This window comes from Neoehrlichia mikurensis (assembly GCF_019186785.1).
GTDB classification, from domain to species: domain Bacteria; phylum Pseudomonadota; class Alphaproteobacteria; order Rickettsiales; family Anaplasmataceae; genus Neoehrlichia; species Neoehrlichia mikurensis.
On sequence record NZ_CP066557.1, the window covers coordinates 632,380 to 653,742 of the forward strand.

Sequence of the window (21,363 nt, forward strand, 5' to 3'; positions counted from 1 at the left end):
CTACCCCCTATTTTTATTGAAAGGACCCATAAAATCATTATTTGGTGATAAAATAAATTTAGTTTTATCATTTGAGAATGTTTTTTTGTAAGCTTGCATTGTACGGTAAAAACTAAAAAATTCCGGATCAGCCTTTAAGGCATTATTATAAATTTTTGATGCTTTTGCTTCTCCTTCTCCTCGAATAATTTGTGCCTCTTTTATAGCATTAGCAATGACTATACGTTTTTGTAATTCTGCATCGGACTTTATTTTTTGTGAGATTTCTTCTCCTTCAGCTCTAATTTCCTTAGCCTCTTTTTCTCTATCTGTTTGCATACGTCGGAAAATAGCAGAACTATTTTCTTCTGGTAAATCTGCTCTTTTGATTCTCACATCTATCATTTCTATTCCAAATTTCTGAGATTCCTTGCTAACGCCTTGTTGTATTAGCGACATAACATCAGATCTTGCTTCATTTAAAAAGTTGATTAAAGCAACACTACCAACTTTTTCACGAAGATTTGCTTCAATAATTGAGCTTAACCTATTTTCTAACCCTATTTCAGTTCTTACAGTTTGATAAAACTTAACAGGATCAATGATTTTATATTTCGCATAAAAATCAACAATAAATCTTTTTTGATCAGCAGCAATAACCTCACAAGAATTTGATCTAATATCAATAACTCTATTATCAATGTAAATCACCTTATCAATAATAGGAATTTTTACGTATAGTCCACTATTATGTATTTTTTGTACAATCTTTCCAAATTGTAAAACTATTGCTTGTTGTGCCTCATTTACAATAAATATTGAGTTATACAATAACACAACTGTAAAAAATGCTAAAACGCTTAACCATATTTTAAGTGATCCATTCATAGAACTACCTTGTTATTTTTTTACAGAATTTGTTAACGGTAAGTAAGAAAACATTCCGTTTAAATCTTCACTTACTACAATTTTATCTGCTTTATGTAATATATCTTCCATTGTTTCTAGATACATACGATTTTTTACAGCTAATGGTTGATTAATGTATTCTTTATGAATAGCAGTAAATTTTTTTGCATCACCTTCAGCTTTATTAATTACTTCACTTCTATATGCTTCGGCATCGAGCTTAATTTTTATAGCTTCCCCTTTAGCTTTGGGTAGGATTTCATTTCTATAAGCATAAGCTTCGTTTATTACTTTTTCCTTGTCAGCTCTGGCGCTTTGTACATCTCTAAAAGAACTAATAACTTTTTCTGGAGGATCGACTTTTTTTAATTGAATAGAGAGTATTTCAATTCCCATTTGGTATTGATTAAGAATATTTTGTAATAGTGTTTTTGTTTCATGAGCAATTGATGCCCTTCCTTTACCTTCAATTGCAAAAGAGATAGTGCTTTTCCCTATAATTTCACGCATGGCACTTTCTGCTGCATTTTTTACTGTTGCTCCAGGTCTGTAGTCGCGTACTTTAAAAAGATAATTATATGCATTATTAATACGCCACTGTACATCAAAATTAATATTCACGATGTTTTCATCTCCAGTTAACATAACGCCTTCACCATGATCTGTTGAGGAGTCTGCATGAATGTTGGAACCTATTTCCTCTTTGTTTATTACTTTAACTTTTATATTAATAACATTTCCAATAGGATAGGGAAAATAATACTGCAAACCAGGTCCTACAGTATTATGATATTTTCCAAATAGTAATCTTACACTTTCTTCTTCAGGATGCACAATATAAAATCCAGTACAGATGTAAATGCATAGCAATGCTATTACAATAAGTAAAAAACGTATTTTATTTAAAAAGAATCCTTGATTATTTTCTAATAGCTTAAAAATCTGATTGAACTTTTTAGTTATTTTGCCCAATTTTAATTCATTAGAATGATTTGTAAATTGATTAGAATTTTTCTTTGTATTCCATGGATCGTTGTCATCTATCATAAAATTATGCTAACATTTAGAAATGAATTGTAAATATAAAATAATAAAAAAGTATTATTTAGTATACAAAAATTAAGTTTAACCATAATCTAATTATTTATCAATTATAAAATTAGTCTTATAAAACTATTTCTGTGTGCATTATGTTAATTAAATCAGTTTTTATTGTTATGAGATTTTATGGATGACAGATAATTATAAATTTCTTTATCAGAGTTTTGAGACGATTGTTCAACATTTTGTGGTTTGACCTTAAAAGGTGTATTATTATGTAAGTGAACAAAGCTATTATTACTTTTTTTGTAATATATTGCTAAAATAATGATAATAGCAATTATGTATATGGATATCAATAATTTTGCGCTTTTCATATTTAGTACTGATTTTAACTATATATGATAGTTGCTTATATAGAAAATGATTATTGAATACAAGCAATTTTTTCAAATATTGATGATGAATGCATAAAAAATTAATAATTTTAGGACTTAATAGTTCTTGATAATATCCTAAATACGCTACAAATTTATATAATGAAGATATGCATAAATGATTATATAATGATTATATATTATATATAATGCAGTATTATATAGAGCTGTATTTATATTTAATGTAAAGCCAATAAAAATAACCTATAGTTAGCATCTAAACTGCGCTAAGAAGCCCTAAAGTATACTACCCTTAGCTTTTGACAAAGCTTATGTTAATGAACACATCAAACAAATGAAAGTAACGTTAATAAACGTATTTTATATAATAAGTCAACAAAACTTATGCAAGAAATCAACCTAAATGATATTTGCTAAATTCATAGCACATATAAAACTATTTATAAATATGGACAATAACTTGTACCATATTTATATATCAACGTTACCCCAAATATTTGATGATTATTACTTATCATCAGCCTAATGTTTTTTTATGGTGCAGCTTTACATTCAAATGTTTCAGCATTCATACCTATACCTGCAGCAAATTTATTAATTAATTTTGCTGAGCCAAAAATTTGCTGCAGGTATAGGTATGAATGCTGAAACATTTGAATGTAAAGCTCCATAAATACATTGAATTGTTTCTAGTAACATTAATAGAGAAGTGTTGTTTATGTAACTATTATGATTATTGTTAGTATATTTTGAAAGAGATTTATATGATTCTGTTGAGTGTGGGCTTTTATTAGCAGTATATGTAGTTATATTTGATAATATATTCTGTATTATGGTGATTAGTTAAAGAAGTAAAATAATTTATAGAGAACTGCTTTTGTAAGAAAAGAGAAGTAATTATAGAGTGCGCTTTAGTATTTGATGTTATTTGGGTATTGTACTGTGTTCCATATTGTTTTTGTTCTTTTGTAAGCAACAATGTGAGCCGGTAATAGTTAATTTACTTCAGTATTACAACAGCAGTAATAAGCATATGGAAGTTTTTGCTAGCTGTTAATATTTTAGGTGAATTTATAACTTATTAGTATAAACATTAAATTATTAGAGTGCACAGATAATTTATGAAAGGTGCTATTGCGATTTTCAAGACACTATGAGTGGTTTTTTTTAATGATTTAACACTATTGTATTAGCTTTTGCTAACTTTGATTACATGACTTATATACCTGCTAATGTTTTTGTACTAGTAATGGTTACAATAACTCCTATTACCTTTACCTATATTCTTTCTATTTCGTCTTTTTTTTGTTTTTTATTATATACAAACCTTGATCTAATATGTAAAAAGAAGAATTGTATTTTATAAAAAAAAATATACTATAAATTGTATATTTATATATATAAGTGAAAATTTTAGAAAGAATATAGAGTAATTATATACCTCAAATCTTATAGTGTTGGAGAGAGATAAGTTTTATATATAACATTAATTAGATATTAATTATATATTAGTATAAGTAATTTTGTATAATGCATGTATTTTATCAATATGCTTTGTATAATTGCGTAATGTTTGGTCATTAAGATATGTTTTCTTTTAAAAGCTTGGTGAATAATCTTGTATTCAACACTGATGATAATAATGTACATGATAAGGATCATAGAACAAAGGATAATAGAATAGATTTCATTTCAGCAGCTTGTCATTATAATGAAAATACTATTCTTAATAGAAATGGCGAACTTGTACAAATTGTGAAAATAGAGGGTTATGCTTCAAATATAGAAGAGTATAAGGATGTAAGAGAGATAATACGGCAAAGTATTATTGAGATAGCGGAATGTCTTGAGGTTTCTTTCTGGATATATACAGTGAGAAAACATCATACATTTGATTCACAGTGGGTAGCTAAAGATAAATTTTCTGATGAATTACATGAAATGTATAAAGTACATACAAATCAGGAATATGATACGTATGTAACAGAGTTATATATAGCAATTGTAACTAGTCATTTGCAAGAAAATATTAAATCATTAATAAAGGCACTATCTTTTAAACATTTAAAGAAAATACATAAAGAATTTTTATGTCAAAAGTTTAATGTACTGGATAAAGTGACTAATAATATACTAGATAATCTAAAATGTTTTCATGTTAAAAAATTGGGATTATTACTAACTGATACAGGAAATTATAGATCAGAGTTGTTAGAATTTTTGAATTATTTAGTTACTTTTAGACATGATGAATGCTTTCTTGAACGTAAAAATAATGCCTATATATCTTCTAAATATAAGATAGATATGGGATTTAATACGTTTAGAATTACAGATAATGATAGTAAAAAGTTAGGTACTATTCTGGGAATTAAGGAATATTTAGGACTGTCATCGAATGCAATAAATATCTGTTTACAACAAAACTGTGAATTTGTAGTTGTAGAAATTATTAAATTAATAAATAGTAAAAACGTAATGAAAGTTTTTAAAAAACAAGCAGATATTTTTCGGATAAGTGGGGATCAAAAGCTTAGTCAAGTAATGTGTTTAAATGATTTTGTAAACACTGATAATGAATTTGGTTTTTGTGAACACAAAATTAACTTTATTATTATATCTGATACAATACAAATGTTACAGAGAAATATTGTGTCTATTGTTGCCGCTTTATCAGTTATTGGAGCTATATCTGTAAGACTTGATTTAAGTATGGAAGATAATTTTTGGTCACATATACCAGGTAATTTTCCTTTTGTATTAAACATGCGATGTTGTGTAGTAAAGCATGCATGTGTTTTTGCTATGTTAGACAATTTTTCTGTAGGAGCATTAAGATATGGAAAATGGGGTGAAGCAATAAGTATATTTTTTTCTCATAATAAACCTTATTTTTTTAATTTTCACGTTCAAAATTATGGTCATTGTCTATTTATGGGACCGCATAATTCTTCAATGACTGTGTTAATTAATTTTATATTATCAGAGTCAAGAAAGATTAATACAAAGATTATATTGTGTGATTATAGTGGGAAGTCTGTTATTTTTGCTAAAGCTTTATGTGGAAAATATTATAGAATAGATTATAAAGCTAATAATAATATTTTTTCTTTTTATCCTTTTAATATTGAGGATTGTGCCATGAATCGTAATATTATGGCAGGGATCTTAAGAAGAATGAACTATGCAACGAAATTAATAAATGATGAAGAAGAAAAGTTAATTAATAAAGTAGTTGATGATTTATTTGCCATTCCTATAGAAATTAGAACGCATGATAAGATTTCCGAATGTTTATCTGTTCTTGGTCAAGGTGTGAATGATTGGATTAATGAAGGTGAGTTTTCACATCTTATAAGAAGTGGTAACAGTATTAATTTTATAGAAGATTTTATAGGTATTAATATCGGAATTATTATTAATAAACCCAAATGTATTTCAGTAATCATGTATTACTTTTTTAATATTTTGGAAGCATACCTTGATGGTTCTCCTACAATTCTGGTAATATATGAAGCATGGATAATGGATATAATTTTTTTATCGAAAGACGAATTTGATAATTGGGTACATAGAATGGGACAATTAAATGTTGTTATTATTTTTGCTTCTGAGAGTGTGCATGCTATGACTTCTAGTAAGACTATAGGATACTTAAATAAGCACATTGAAACTAGGGTGTTTATGCCAAATGTTGTAACAAGTGGTCAACTTTCTATGCAGACTTTTGGTCTGTCAAGACAAGAATTAAATGTTATGTTTCAAATATCTGAACATAAAAGTCAATTTTTTATTAAACAAGGTAGTACTTCAACAGTATTAAAATTAGATATAAAAGATAAAAAGGAAGTTAAAGTATTATCTGCTACTAGAGAAAGTATTCAATATATGTATGATGCTATAAAGGAAAAGGGAGAGAATGTAGAAGATTGGCTACCTATCTTCTATTCGAAAAGTATTTAGTGTTTATATCTACATGAGTGTTGTTATTTATAGATATTGTGAATTTTGTGTATTGTTTATAATTCTATGCTAAATTTAATATATAGATAAACATTAATACAGTACTGCAAAAAAGATATATTACATATACATATTGTTATTATTCATTATGCTAAAAATATTAATTAATAAAACTTATGCATTATTATTTTGAATGCAAATCTTAAGTTGAAAAAATGTTTTATAAAGATACGTTGTGTCAAACAGTTATATGTATTTAATGTATATATCATTAACAAAAGTTTGATGATTACCCTTTCTGGTGTATTTAGGATAATATTGTAAAAAATGCAAGATAATCGGGCATTATGTATAAAAAGCTTACTTGATTTTATCAGTTTAGTAAAAAATTACAGTAGTAACAATAAGTAATCTTATGTTGTTTGAGGTATTTACCAGATTTGCTTGAATTAATGCTACATTGAAAGAATACTGTAATTGTATATATACATAAAATGATTAAATAGTATATGATTATGTATTCATAATAATCCTATAAGCACTACTAAGATGATAGCTGATACTTTATAATTCTATTATGTAAAAAAATGCATTTTTAATATTATATAAATTCATACATTTTATCTTCGTAAACTGATAAATTATTACATTGTAATATAAATGAACAAATTATAAGCTTGAAATTTTTATCTGATTATATTCTAGTATTATGTATATTATAGCTTTGAGCACATTTTTTTGAACTACTATATAGTTGTTAACAACTAGTTTCCAATTCTATTATGTTAAGTTTATTTATGTTTTTCAGAAGTATAATCTTCAAAACAAGATATGGTTTATGCTTTACAATGTTACGTTGTAGCTATAAATCTATGTTATAGAAGCTTTTGAAATTGAATCTTATTCAAAAAGATCAATTGAAGTATATAATAATTATGCAAATAAATTAATATAATAGAATTATATGAAAATATATTTTCAAATATAAAAAAATGCATTTTTAGTACTATTGTATTTAATAGCCTCATATAGTTTTAATATTAGTGGTTTTCCTTATATGTGTTCATATGTAATGCGTTAGTAATGTATAAATTTTTAGTATTACTTAATAACAGTATTTAATGCCTATTTTAAGTATTAGTTTTTACATGATGTGTCTGTAAAGCTGAGAATAATTCTTTTTTAAATATAACTAATTTTTAGTGTAATGTTTTTTCATACAGTATTGTAATTAACATCATGTAATGCATGGTGTTTTTATGATTTATAATATATCAACAATAAAGTTTATGAATTAAACTAATGTTATTATGATAATATATAATATTTTTAGTGAAATTAATATTTATTTTACGTAATATAGTACATACATAATTATGAGCAAAAGAATGAAAAGGAGCTAAATAGTTTATTTATTGGTACAAGTGCTCTTTTTGTGATGTGTTTTTATTGATACAAGTGCTCTTTTTGTGATGTGTATTGTACTGCAGCCACTGTTCTATATTTTGTATGAGAAAGAAAAATGAAAAAAAGTCTTTTTTTTGCAAGTATATTTTTGTTTTTAAATGTATTTTTAGTATTTTCTAATGTTAAAAGTGAAGTGGATGCTGAAAGCGAATTTGATGTAAACAATATTATACCATATGTGTCAGATGAGCTAATGATGTATTATAATAGATTTTTTGTTCCCAAAACAGTACTGGATGGAACAGCGCAAGAACCAATTATAGGAGTGATAGGAAGAGCATATTCGAATGGACGAGAAGATAAATGTATTGTTGGCAGGTATCAGCTTGTGGAGTGTAATAAAAGTTTATTTTTAGGATTTCTTAAAGAAATTGATAAAGATAGATTACAAATGTGTGCGTGTACTATAAATAGTGTGGAGCTTTTCTCTCAAAAATTCACCAGGGTTTTGGCAACATTACCAGAGTTATTTAATGACACTACATATAATCCTTCTATAAGACAACGTTATCTTGCAGGGGAAGATGATATTGATATGGATCTTGATCAACGGATTGATAAGGGCTGTTTAAACAGAAATATTCCGGGAGAATATGGATGTATTGATATTTCAAACATTATTATGAGAGGGCCTAATCCATTTTGTAATGTTATTGCACATGAATCAAGTGTAAAAATTGTACCTATAGCATTTGATAAGCAATCATTTTTTGTGCCAGGTGTACATTTTATTGTAAATGGTCCAAATAATACTTTTCATGAATTTGATGTGTATGCAAAGTTAGATGGGGGACAAAATTCTTATAATTTTAATGATATAGATTATACTATAAACAAGATGTATAGAAAGAATTTTGATTCATTATGTATAAATTATCAAGATAAGCAAGGTGCTGCTACTCAGTGTATCCCGATACCATATTTACAACGTCCAATACTTAAAGAGCGTGATGATAAGGTTAATATTATGTTCAACAACTGTAAAGATTATTCTGAAGATAAAACAGGTAAGGATACTAAATATTGTAATTTTGAAATGTCAGTTGGGGATAAAGATAATAATTTAGGGTTTTCATTTATTAAACCTAAGTTTAACATTGAAAAGTATGACTTTGATTATAGTTTTAAATGTGAAGATGGATCAGATATTAAATCAAATAGTGCTTGTAAAGCACATAAAGTATATGAGGAAGATGCAAATAGTAATGTTAAATGTTTAGTTAATGTTCCATTTTTTAAGCAAAAGCATGTCGTAAAACGAAATAATAGACATCATTGGTTAAATAAATTGGATAAAATTTTATTAGGATATAGTTATAATGTGGGACGATGCGATGAAGCTTCATCTCTGGATTTGGCAAGTATGGATCAGACTTTAATAAATAAGATGACAATTTTTGATTCATATTTTTATATGCAACAAGATACACATCAAACTGATAAAAAGCCTTGTTTCAATGATATGTATTATATTTATACTAATGACAGGGCATTTGTAGGTAATAAATTATGTAAAAAATCTGTTAAGATACATGATAGCTCGAAGAAAAACAGCATTGCTTGTGTAACTGAATTTTTTAGTGAAGATGATTACAATAACTTCTTTCTCACAGATGAAGAAGATGAAGAAAAAGGTAATGTAAATGTTCTTAATGATATGATGCAGGGCATGTGTATTAGCAATTTTCCATCACATGAATATATGGTTCGAGGTGATGATAATAAATATTTATTAAATATTAATGATGATAATACTAAATGTGATTTTATTAAAATAGAAGCATGGGGAGGAGGAGAGTCAGGTTCTTTGGATACTTATGAAGTAGGTAGAGCTGGAAGCTATTTAATGGGTATTTTGAAATTAAGTGATCATATGAACAAGTATTTACTTATGGATATTGGTAAAGGTGGAGGAGATGGTGTTAAATTAGAGAGAGTAGGTAAAAATACAGAAGTAAAATTATGTGATGATGCATTAGGTCGAAATTGTTCTATAAAGTTAATAGCAAATGGTGGAAGTAAAGATGTTTTGCAAGATAGTTCTAAAGGATATGAGAATTTAATACATTATAGAGTTGCTACTGGACGTAATCATGTTAATGATAATGAGATTTTTATACCGTACCAAAATATTGATCTTGCAAGTGGAGTAGTACGTATGGATGATAAAGAATGTGTAAGCAAAGGTATAGAAAAAAATTCTAATAAATATTTAGGTGCTGGGGGTTGTGCTAGAAGGGAAACATCTTCTGCTCAAGAGGGTGCTAATGGTATGGTGAAATTAACATGTGAAAAATGGTCAGATATACCTGGAAATGTTAAGGAATGGGAAAATATTAACTGTGGAGAATATCTTACAAAATTAAGTCAGCTGTCGCATAAATGTAGTAAAGAATTTCCAGAGACTTTGAATGCTATTATTGATATGATGCATAAATCTCAATTTTGTCGAGCATCAAATAAAGAATCATTACACCTTATTAATGAGTTTATTGATAGTATAAAGACGATTGCTAATAATAGTGATAATGAAAATGTAACAAATATGGTTACCAGGTTAGCGGATAAATTACAGGATAAATTTGCATTAGATAAAAATAAAGTTATGTCTCATATGCAAAATTTAATTAAAAGTTGTACAAAATTACCAATGGATAACAAGCAGTATTCGCATCAATTACGGGAAGATCGTGAAGATATGTATCAACAAGACCAGAGTGCTATTCCTGATGATAAAGAAATATCGAAAGAGAAAGAAGGAAAAAATAGAAAATTGTACGATCTATTAGACTTTTTTAATACACTTAAGATTAATAATAACTGCGTCGATAAGCAGGAGTTTATGTCTTTGTTAGATAGGATAACAAAACAAATACCTCAAAAAGCATTTATTACAAGATTTTCTATAGATGATCATTTAATGATGGATGATAGTCAGTTATTTACACCAGAATTAGTAATATTCAGTAATAAACTACCAGAGTATATAGGACATTTTTTCTTATTGATTAATAAGCTTGCTAGCAAGGGTGATATAGATGAGCAAGAAATTGTAAATTTTATAACAAAATCATTACATAATGGATGGGATGAAAAATTGAAAGCACTTGGTATTGACATGATGATACTTTTAAATTTATTTCGTGCTTGTTCAGGAAAGTTAACAACTATTAATATTGGGGATGGATCAGTTATTGATAAAAAAAATAGTCAAAAAATTGCTTCAGATAAACTGGAAAAAGATGATCTTGTTGTATTACTTGGAGAATTTAAGCAAAATAATATATGTAGAGATAAGGAACAATTTGTACAAACGCTAGATTATCTTATAAATAAGATTCCTAACGCAAAATTTCATAAATCTTTGCATTTTCCTAAACCTATAGAAAATTTAGTCTTATTAATAGAAGAGCTTGCAAAAAATGGTAAACAAATTGATCAACTTACTTATTCAAAGAAAGTTTTGGACTTTGTAAATACAATTAGAAATAATCCTTCAGATAAGCAGATTTTTTTAGATTTAGGATTAGATGTTGAGACAAGACCAAAGCGTTTTCCTAAGCAAAGATATACTGATGCATATGGTGAGGTAAGTGAACTAGAAATGCCATCTGATGACCTTACAGAGATATTTGTAAATTTATTTATTGATTGTGTAACTCTTGAAATAGTAGCTTATCCATATTGGAGTACTGATGCGCATTACATACATTTACGATAATAAATTTTTTACTGTTATTGAGATGACCCAATTATTCTAGAAACGATATGAGATTTATATATTCCTACATATCAAATCTAATTAATTTCATTTTCATATTATCTACCGAATTATTGTATTACCTACGGATATATTGGATATGATGAAGATAGATTACTAACAGATTTAGATACGATAAATAAGTAAATATAATTAATTAACGATGAAATGAGTTTTACATAACTAATTTATGTTATTTTTTTTGATATAAGCTATAGACATAGGTTATGAAGTGATTTGAAAGTGCTTATTCATTTAGGTGTTAGGTTATTAAAATATTGTCTGTGTGGCAATGTTGTACTTAGAATGTGTAAATAAATTTACAGTTTATAACCAATTTTAGTACTATTTCGATGTATTCTAAAGAGTTTCTTCTAATATATAAATAAGGTATATTTTAATATATATTATAGTTTATGACATAAGGATTAGTGTAAAGGAATCTCTTTTGTAATAAAAATTATTGTTTAACAGTAATTTAAATATATTGGCATGCATTTATATATTTGTAGGATTCCTATAATGGTATGGTGTATAAAGGTATCATGTATTCTTAACATTGTAAAAGATAGTAATTTTTGTATGAGAAGTACTATACTATTTAGTATTATAGCAGTATTTTATACTTATTTAATAACAAAGCTACTAATAGCTCTATTAATATAGAGGAGGAAGGGTACTATATTATTTATATAATAGAAAAGGTACTTTATTCATTATGAATATATTGTAAGTTTATATAATTAAAAATAGTAATTTGAAAAATTCAGTATATATAAGATACTATGGGACTGATATACGAGGAAACATGTTATTGAAGATAATTTTGTGCCTATATCTACATTAAATAAATGGGGATCATGTTTTTGAGAAGAGGAACATTGTATAATAAAAAGATAGTAATTTTGTATGAGAAGTACTATATTGCTTGATATTATTACATTGTTTTATACTTTATTTTCTTTTATCTATCTGTATTAATTCATGTAATTGACATATTTGTTCAGTAATTTTAATGTATTTCTTAGCAATGATTTTATGATGAAGTTAATTTTATAGGATCCTTGTGGTGAGTTGTTAAAAGATAAGTAGCTAAAATATAATAGCGTTATTTTTCAGTAATCAAATAATACTTTGTAGATTTTTATTGTAATGCCATACCTAATTATAGTGTTCTCTGGTACACAAATTAGTAAAAATTTTTTATAATAACCATGAAAATCTTTTAAAGAAGGGTCATTTGATTAGTGATATCTAAATGTATTGTGTAATTAATAAGAATCTTATTATATAGTAATTTATATAATTAGTGAAAAACAAATCCAATAATAAAGAATTTGGTAGTAATTGCAGGAATAGTTAGGAAAATAATAATTTAATCATAACATGAAATTTATTCTGTAGTATCCCAAGAGAAAAATAGTTGACTATATAATTGCTGTTTGTATAAAGATTATATATTTAAAATTGTGGTTAAGTAACTATATATTTAAATCAAGTTGTGTTAAGTTGTAAGTATGTAATGGTAAAAATTGTTCTGAGGTAATTATTTGTTTATATTATGGCGTCATTATTTTAATGAAGTTAATTATATCGTATTGTTACTTGTTCTTTGCATGCACTATCAGGATGCACATAGTATTTGTCGTGCTATTTATCAAGATGTGCAATCACCTTTTAAAATGAATTTTTTTGATCCTGATGTTAAAGTTTGTGCAGCATGGCCGTTTTGTTCTTCTTGTACTAATATGAAAATAGGTGAATGTAGATATATTTTTCCAACAAATGTTATGACATATGTTGATGATAAATCACATCAATTAAAGATTTGTGCATGTCAGGTTTTTGCTTGTGATCTACCTTGGGATCCAGCACAATGGGCTAGTAAGTGTATATCTGATAGCATTCAATGTGTTAATTTTCCTATGGCACCATATGCTGGTCCTTTTTGTAATATTATACAATCTGTATATTTTCATGTTAAGTTTGTGCCTATGGAGTTTTCAAAGCAAAGCTTTTTTATACCTGGCATAGTAATAGTAGTGGAAGATGAAACAGGTGTTCATCAATATGAAAAGAAATTATTACATAATATGCATGTTAATGATGAATACATAGATTATGATTTTGTGCATAAAGATACAAAGTATTTTTTTGGGGCATCTAAAAAAAAAGATTCAGTATGTATAAGATACTATGGAACTGATGTTATAAAAAAACATGTTATTGAAGATAATTGTGTCCCTATACCTACATTAGATGGGATTGTTTTTTTAAAAAAGGAACATTTTTCATCTATTAAAAGTGATAGTAAATTAAGTGACTTACCTATAAAATTTAAAGATAATATTGCTTATTTTGGAGATATCACTAACCTTGATGAGATGGTTAATAAATTACTTGGTGTAAGAGTAGTACAATCTGTAAAAGATAATAATTATACGTTAAAAACTACACGATATAAATGTAAACAAAGTGATAATACTGTAGATAGCAATTGTGGTTCTCATCATGTAAAATGTATATCATTTCCTTTCGGAAAATATCAAATAAAGGAGAGCGATAATACTTATGTATTTATTAATGAATTACCTAAAATACTAAGACGTTACGTAGTTGTAGAAAATGGTGATTATAGTAGAAATATAAAATGTAGTGATGAGTATTTTTTAGACCTTCAGACTATGACGCAAGAAAATCTCAATAATGCAATAGTAAAAAATGATATTTTTACCTTTTCTAAAGAAATGTTTAATTATTATCGTGATAAAGGTATAACTCCATGTTACAAAAAGAACTTCAAAAATTTATATTTTTATGAAAGTGGATTTTTTTCTGTTACAAGTGATAATTTGAATAAAAAGAAATGTTCTCATCCCATAACACAATATTATAGCGAGAATGACAGTTTTGTGGGATGTGATTATAGATATGCATATATTGATGGTACTTTCTATTATCTTAATGCAAGTTATCGAGAACTTGAGCAAAACAATATAAAGATTACTGTTAGGGATTTGTATGATCAAGGGCTGTGTATTGATTATTTTGATAAGTCACTATATTTTATAGCTTATAAGAAACCTAAAGATGGTGCTAATAGTAATAAAAGACATGTTGATAATAATAAGACATCTACAGATAATGTTATTAATAATGGCAATGATGAAACTATAAAAGATATAACTAAAAATAGCACTGATATAGATACAAAGTATGTTAATAAAGCATCTACAGATAATGTTATTAGTGATAATGAAACTGTAATAGATTACTATAATAATTTTTATGTTGAAGAAGATATTGATAAAATTAAAAGTATTGATGGAACTAAAATTAGTGGCATAAGTAAGAATGTGGTGGTGAACACTGGTGATGTGAAATATATTTATAATAATCTACAGTTAGGCAAGATTTATCAAGAGTGTAGCTTCTTAAAAATGGAAATATGGGGAGGAGGGCAAGCTGCTAATAAAATAGACTCTGTTATAACTCTTGGCAGACCAGGTGAATATGTAATTGGATTATTAGATAGCAAAAAAATACAAGAATATTCAACTTATAATTTAGTAATTACTATTGGTCAAGGTGGTACTCAATATGGTGAAAATGGAAAAAGTACATATATAGAGTTATGTAACAGCAAAGTATGTGAACGTTTGATAACGGCAAAGGGTGGAGGTGATTTATCTGTACGTGAAGTACCTTCTAGTCATGTTTTTTATCACAGTGTGGTATCTGGAAGGTCATCGATATCAGATGATGTTATTGCAAGCTTGACAAAAAGATATAGTGTATTATTACCTTATTTTTCATTAGATATCTCATATTTTGCTAAGAATGAATTTTTTGACTATATATTTAATCATTCATACGTATTAAAATCTTTTGCACTAAATAATTATATAAATTGTGTAGAACGTAAATTATATTTTGAACGTTATAAAGTTTTTTTTCCTGGAGCTGGAGGATGTGTTAATATAGAAAAAGGTATTGCTGATATAGGTAGTAATGGTGCAGCAATATTAACTTGTGAGAAATGGCAAAGTTAGCTTGACTGCTTACTGTGGTAGAAAGATTTGATGTTAATAGTTGGGCTATTTTGTAATTTAATGATATTAATATGAGAAATTTTATTAAAAAGTAGGGAAAGATATTCTTAATTTTTTAAATTAGATAATTTGTAGATTTCTTACTAATATGATTTTTGTATTATAAAATAATTGATTTTTAGTGTATATTTATATTTATTTATAAAACTGCTATGAATACTAATTAATGATATTATGGTGTATATTACTAGGAATTAGTGAATGATATGTAAGTTGAGCTATGGTATCATAATATATAATCTATGGATTATAATTGGTTATGCACCTTTAAAATAAGAGGGATGCATTATAGATTTTATGAAGTGATAAATAAAATTTTACTGATATGATTTTATATATTATTAGATGATTGATTTTTAGTATATTCATGAAGAATTCCTTGATTATGAATGTATGTGTAAATTTATTTGCAATGTTTAGGATAGTGACTCTATTATAGGCATATACTTAATAGTATATATTTTTAGTTGATATAACTTAAAATGCATTTTTAAATATTATTTGTTAGGGAATAGTAATTCTATTGTAGGTTAATGATTGATAATACAAATTTAATTGTAGTTGATTTAACTTAAAATGTATTTTTAAAGACAGTGTTTATTGAATAACTACTTTATCAATTAAGGTGATAATATTATTCAAGTAGCAATAGAATGTATAACTGAGTTACTGATATAGAATCTTATATTCTAAATTATATACAATGGTATATTTTATGAGTTGCTCTTATTTGTAATTTTATTATGACTTATAGTAAAGTTTTTAGTAATGCATTAAGTATGCGTTTATTATATTATGACCGCATGGATCGTTAATAATTTAAAATTCTTGCTAGAATTTTGTATTATTAATGACGTAATTATTTTTTTGATGAATGTAACCTGATAGAGAATTTGATAAAATATTTAAATAATATCTACTAATATAACATTTAGTGATGTTAATCAAATAACTTATTTGCTACCATTGTTCGCAAGTAATTTTTACCATGCCATTGTTGGTTAGAGGTTCTGTAATACGTGAAATAGTACTTAATATACGGAAATAGTTTGTAGAATGTGGCACAAAAATATGTGTCTTTGAATTTTGTTTGATATCATATGGGACTGTATGATATTTGTTTTTTGTATTTGTTAAAGGAGATATTACTATTTTTGTAATAGTTTCACTTGGTATATTACTTTTTCGACCTAATTTAATTTGTATAATTATTGGATATTGAAGAGATGTTTTTTCTATTATTAATATTAACAAAGGACTTTTTGTTTTTTTTGCTGTGCTTCCAAGGGACTCAATTCTTAAAAAGTTGCAGCTGTCATTTAATATCATGCGATGGTCAAAATCATTAGGTAGTGTTGTTGAAGTATTATTTATTGTCTTAATATGTTCTTCAAATATTTTATTTGTCTGATTATTTGATATTGTAGTAGGGGTATTAGTGTTAAATTGATATGTTGTAAAATTATCGATGCATAATCCTTGATCATAAGGATTTAACGGTTCTATGTTGTCTATATCTTGTGGTATATATATATTTCCTTTATTATCAATATACGAAGAAACATGTGTTTTTCCTTGTGTATCATATATGATTCTTGTATTTTGATATGAAAACAGTAGGTGTTTATTTGTTTTACATGGGTTATTTGTTTTTTTATGAACTTTAGAAAAATTACGTACATATTTTGTGGGTATTTTGTACATATTCCCAATTTGCTCAACTTTATCTAAAACTTTTTGTGGAATGTCATAAAAAGATAGACTGCCTCTATCATTTGCATAGCATTCTGTAAGAGTATTTTGCCTATCTTTGTAAAATGGAACAAGCATTTTATGCATTATTGTACCAAAATTATAATGACTAGATATGGCATTGATTGGTGCTGCCTTGTTTCTTGTATTAGTATTGCTTATTGATATTACTCCACTGATATTTATAATATATTCTTTAGGTTCAAAATTAATGTTATGAACGCATATAATAGGTCCATTATTATTTTCTTGATATTTTACAGTTGGTAATATTTTATTATCGCATTTTTTTGATTTGTTATAGAAATCTGAAATGTTATTGTATGTGAATTCTTTATTATTTGCACAATATATGGTTTTGTAAAAAACGCGATTAGTTGTTACATAAGGTGAAATTACTTGCAAGGTAATAGGTGTTGTTTTTTTCATGCCTGATTGAAGAACATAGTTGCAATTTTTTGATGTGCATTCTTTAAATCTTACCTCTAAAGTATTATTGTTGACTTTATGTACAGTGGGTTTTTGAAGTGGTGGAGTAGGTACACATGTAGTAATTTTTCTTATATATTCTACGTAACTTGCGCAAATAAGTTGTTCTTCTGTTTTTTTAATAGTAATAACGTAAGTATTGCCCCTGAACGGTATTGTATAATCTTTCTGTGTTTCGCCATTTTCGAGATTGAGAAATAAATTTTTCTCTTGAATTATTTTGCCGTATGAGAATATTACACGAATACCAGGATGAAAGTAATTTTGATCATGAAAATTTATAGGTACAAATTTTATTATTTGATATTCTTCAATTATATTGCAGAATTTTATGGGACGATATATATCAATACTAGCGCACCCTATAATTTCTTCGCAATAGTGTTGTGCGATATATATAGAATCTTGATTGCTGAATAAATTTTCCATATTTTTATTGCAAGGATCTTTTAATTTACATGCACACATGAGAAATGGAATAGTGTTTCTGTTGGTATAGGATATTACAGATTTAAGTATCTCGTGTTGTGGATGTGAAATGCATTTTCCTGGGAAAATTCTATATTCGCTGTAATATGGCATATTACGATTAAAGTTCCTTATGTTCAGCATCATATACATCATATCATCTGGCATATAATATTCCATATTGTTATGTGGTGGTATATAAACGTGAATATCTCTAGTAATAGATGCATAGCTTTTGTTTGAAGAAAAGTTTGTATACATCAATAGAAAAGCAATTATTAAAATATGCATATAAATGCTGTAAAAAATAATAACCTTTAGTGGTAAAATGTTAAGGATGTATAAACTGTAGTGGAAAAAAATTTATTTTTTAGTAGATGAAAAAAAGAAAACGCATAATGTAATTCTTATTATTATGATATAGTTCATAAAATTGCTTGCTAATAAAAATAATATTTTTATATTACATTTCTTTTGTATATCACACTGTTGAGTAATAGTGTATATACGTTGAAATATTAGCTTACTATGAATTAAAACTAAAAATTGTTATTATTGTATTTTGATCATTTTTAAATTTTGCAATAATAAAGATTAATTTACATTATCATAAATAGTATAAAACACGTGTAAATAAATGTTATATACCAGTTGGTTACAATTTGATTAGTATATTTTATACACGATATATCATAATACTTATTGCTAAAATATTCTGTATATTATTTATGTATCAGATATTGTTACTATATGATTATTGATTATTATATTTCTATTTTATCAAAAGTTCAAGTTGTGTTGTACTAATTAGTATTAGTGTAATGATATGGAAGTTATTTTGTAAGATTTGATAATTTTTAAAGTGTTAGTTTTATATGTTGATTTAAATTAAGTCATCAAAGCTAAAAAGCTGTTATGCATTTATTAAATTAAAATACTTCATTACATAATAAACTACTGTTTATTGACTATTTTCAATAGCATTAATTTTTCTATTGAAAAATAAAAAAAGGACATTAAATTGCAAATTATCTAATGGTTTATTAATATTTCTTGCAAGTTTTTATATAGTGATTTTTTATCAAAATTTGATGTCATATATGTTATACCTAACATATATTAAATAATATGTTGTGCATAAAGTTACACAAATCAAAAATTGTTTTCCCTTTAAAAAATACACATAGTATTTTCTTCTATTAAAAAAGGAGTATTACTTATTATAATATTTTGTGTATATAGTTTATTTGTATTGTAGCCTAATAATCCATAATATTAATGTGCCCCATTTTTCTATTATCATGAGCTTCTTCTTTTCCATATATAGTCAAGTGATAATTTGGCATTTTTATATAGTTGTTATGGTTATATATGTCTTGCCCTAATATGTTTTGCATAGTACATGGGAAGAGTAATTTTATAGGCTTTAGTGGCAATCCGCAAATTGCATTTATTAGTTGTTCAAATTGACTTATGTTACATGCATTCAAGCTCCAATGACCAGAATTATGAGGACGTGGTGCTATTTCATTAACTAGTAATTTTTGTTGATATGTTATGAAAAATTCTACTGTTAATATACCTATGATGTTTAGAGATTGAGCAATTTTAAGAGTTATCATTTGTGCTTGTTTGTATATATCTTGATGTATTTTTGCAGGGACAATTGATTTATCCAGGATACCATTTATGTGGTAGTTTTCTGCTATTGGAAAAAATTCTGAAGTATTATTTACTCCCGTAACAATTATTGAAGATATTTCCTTATAAATGTTAATAAATTTTTCTAAAATGTATTCTTGATTCCAGTTTAAAGATGACAGTTGTTTTAAGTTGCTTTGATTTTTAATAAAATATTGTCCTTTGCCATCGTATCCCAGAGTTGCTGTTTTAAGTATTAGAGGATAACCGAGAATATTAGCATGATATATTAGGTTTTCATAATTATTAATAGTGACGAAATCTGCAACTTTAATGCCAAGTTGTTGCATATGTGTTTTTTCCTTAATTCTATTTTGTGCAATAGATAAAGTTTTTTTATTAGGATAAACTTGAGTTTTTTGTAGAATTATATCTATGATATTACTATCAATGTTTTCAAATTCTATTGTAGCTACATCTACACTTGAAGCAAATGAAACTAGTTTCTCATGGTTATTATAATTTGCAACAGTCACTTTGTTGCTTACCTGAGCTGCGGGGCTGTTAATGTTATTTGTAAATATATGAGTTTTATATCCTAATTGTGATGCAGCAGTAGCCATCATTTTTCCAAGTTGACCTCCGCCTATAATGCCGATAGTTGAACCAGGAGAAATATTTAGGTTGTATGACATAAATTAATAACCTATTATGAAAACAATTATTATACATGAATTATCTTTATTCAAAAGTTGAGTAATGTATAAAAAATTACTATACTGATAGTTATTTTAGTGAATATGTAAGTTTTATATAATACAAAAGTAAATGTTTGTATATGTATTGTTTATATATGTATTGTTGTTGATTTTTATTAATAGGTATTGTGCTAACTAATAAATGAATGTATTATTTATATTATAAAGGGGTGTAATGGCAATGGTCATTCAGTATTGTAGTGTCACAAAATTAATAGAAGTAGAGGTCATTACAAGTTACTTGGAAGAGCAATCGGTGCCACATGAGAATTGCTATATATGGCTTTATAGCATTAAAATTAAAAATAAAAGTAAGTCAACAGTGCAACTTTTGCGTCGCAATTGGAGGATTATCGATTCTCGAGGTGTTATTAATGAAATAACAGGATCTGGAGTGGTTGGTAAGCAGCCTATATTAAAGCCAGGTGAGTTTTTTGAATATACTAGTGGTGCATATCTTAATACCCCTTCGGGGATTATGCATGGAGAATATCAGTTTATGGATGAAAACGCAGCTCAAGTTTTTTATGTAGATATACCTACTTTTTCTTTAGATAGTCCATATGATAATATTAAGCTGAATTAAGCATTGTAAAATTTATAATTAATGTTGGGTGACCTTAATA

At 26.4% G+C, this 21,363-nt stretch carries 10 protein-coding genes; 4 read left to right on the forward strand and 6 right to left on the reverse strand.

The window, feature by feature from the left end; genetic code table 11:
- The 4 genes from hflC to HL033_RS02590 form a co-directional block, all read right to left on the reverse strand.
- Positions 1–867 carry a protease modulator HflC gene (hflC, locus tag HL033_RS02575; protein WP_218193756.1) on the reverse strand — a complete coding sequence of 289 codons (867 nt, stop codon included), beginning with the start codon at positions 865–867 and terminating at the stop codon, positions 1–3.
- Positions 868–879: 12 nt separating this feature from the next.
- On the reverse strand, positions 880–1,935 hold the full coding sequence (gene hflK / locus HL033_RS02580; protein ID WP_218193757.1) for an FtsH protease activity modulator HflK: 1,056 nt from the start codon (positions 1,933–1,935) through the stop codon (positions 880–882).
- Positions 1,936–2,090: 155 nt separating this feature from the next.
- On the reverse strand, positions 2,091–2,306 hold the full coding sequence (locus HL033_RS02585; RefSeq protein WP_218193758.1) for a hypothetical protein: 216 nt from the start codon (positions 2,304–2,306) through the stop codon (positions 2,091–2,093).
- Positions 2,307–2,860: 554 nt separating this feature from the next.
- Positions 2,861–2,998 carry a hypothetical protein gene (locus tag HL033_RS02590; protein ID WP_218193759.1) on the reverse strand — a complete coding sequence of 46 codons (138 nt, stop codon included), beginning with the start codon at positions 2,996–2,998 and terminating at the stop codon, positions 2,861–2,863.
- A 916-nt stretch (positions 2,999–3,914) separates the two neighbouring features.
- Here HL033_RS02590 and HL033_RS02595 point away from each other — a divergent pair.
- The 3 genes from HL033_RS02595 (at position 3,915) to HL033_RS02605 (ending at position 15,569) form a co-directional block, all read left to right on the forward strand.
- Entirely contained in the window at positions 3,915–6,290 is a 2,376-nt protein-coding gene (locus HL033_RS02595) for a VirB4 family type IV secretion/conjugal transfer ATPase (RefSeq protein ID WP_218193760.1), read from the forward strand.
- Positions 6,291–7,812: 1,522 nt separating this feature from the next.
- Positions 7,813–11,478 (forward strand): hypothetical protein, encoded by a 3,666-nt coding sequence (locus HL033_RS02600; RefSeq protein ID WP_218193761.1) that lies wholly within the window; start codon positions 7,813–7,815, stop codon positions 11,476–11,478.
- 1,655 nt (positions 11,479–13,133) lie between these two features.
- Positions 13,134–15,569: a hypothetical protein gene (locus tag HL033_RS02605; RefSeq protein ID WP_218193762.1), complete on the forward strand. Its 2,436-nt coding sequence runs from the start codon at positions 13,134–13,136 to the stop codon at positions 15,567–15,569.
- A 1,020-nt stretch (positions 15,570–16,589) separates the two neighbouring features.
- Here HL033_RS02605 and HL033_RS02610 read toward each other — a convergent pair.
- Positions 16,590–18,629 carry a hypothetical protein gene (locus tag HL033_RS02610; RefSeq protein WP_218193763.1) on the reverse strand — a complete coding sequence of 680 codons (2,040 nt, stop codon included), beginning with the start codon at positions 18,627–18,629 and terminating at the stop codon, positions 16,590–16,592.
- A gap of 968 nt (positions 18,630–19,597) precedes the next feature.
- Positions 19,598–20,674 (reverse strand): 5-(carboxyamino)imidazole ribonucleotide synthase, encoded by a 1,077-nt coding sequence (locus HL033_RS02615; protein WP_218193764.1) that lies wholly within the window; start codon positions 20,672–20,674, stop codon positions 19,598–19,600.
- A 244-nt stretch (positions 20,675–20,918) separates the two neighbouring features.
- On the opposite strand from HL033_RS02615, the gene apaG reads away from it, so the two are divergent.
- The gene (gene apaG / locus HL033_RS02620; protein WP_218194499.1) at positions 20,919–21,323 is read left to right on the forward strand and encodes a Co2+/Mg2+ efflux protein ApaG; all 405 of its coding nucleotides are present in this window, start codon (positions 20,919–20,921) and stop codon (positions 21,321–21,323) included.
- Positions 21,324–21,363: the final 40 nt, after the last annotated feature.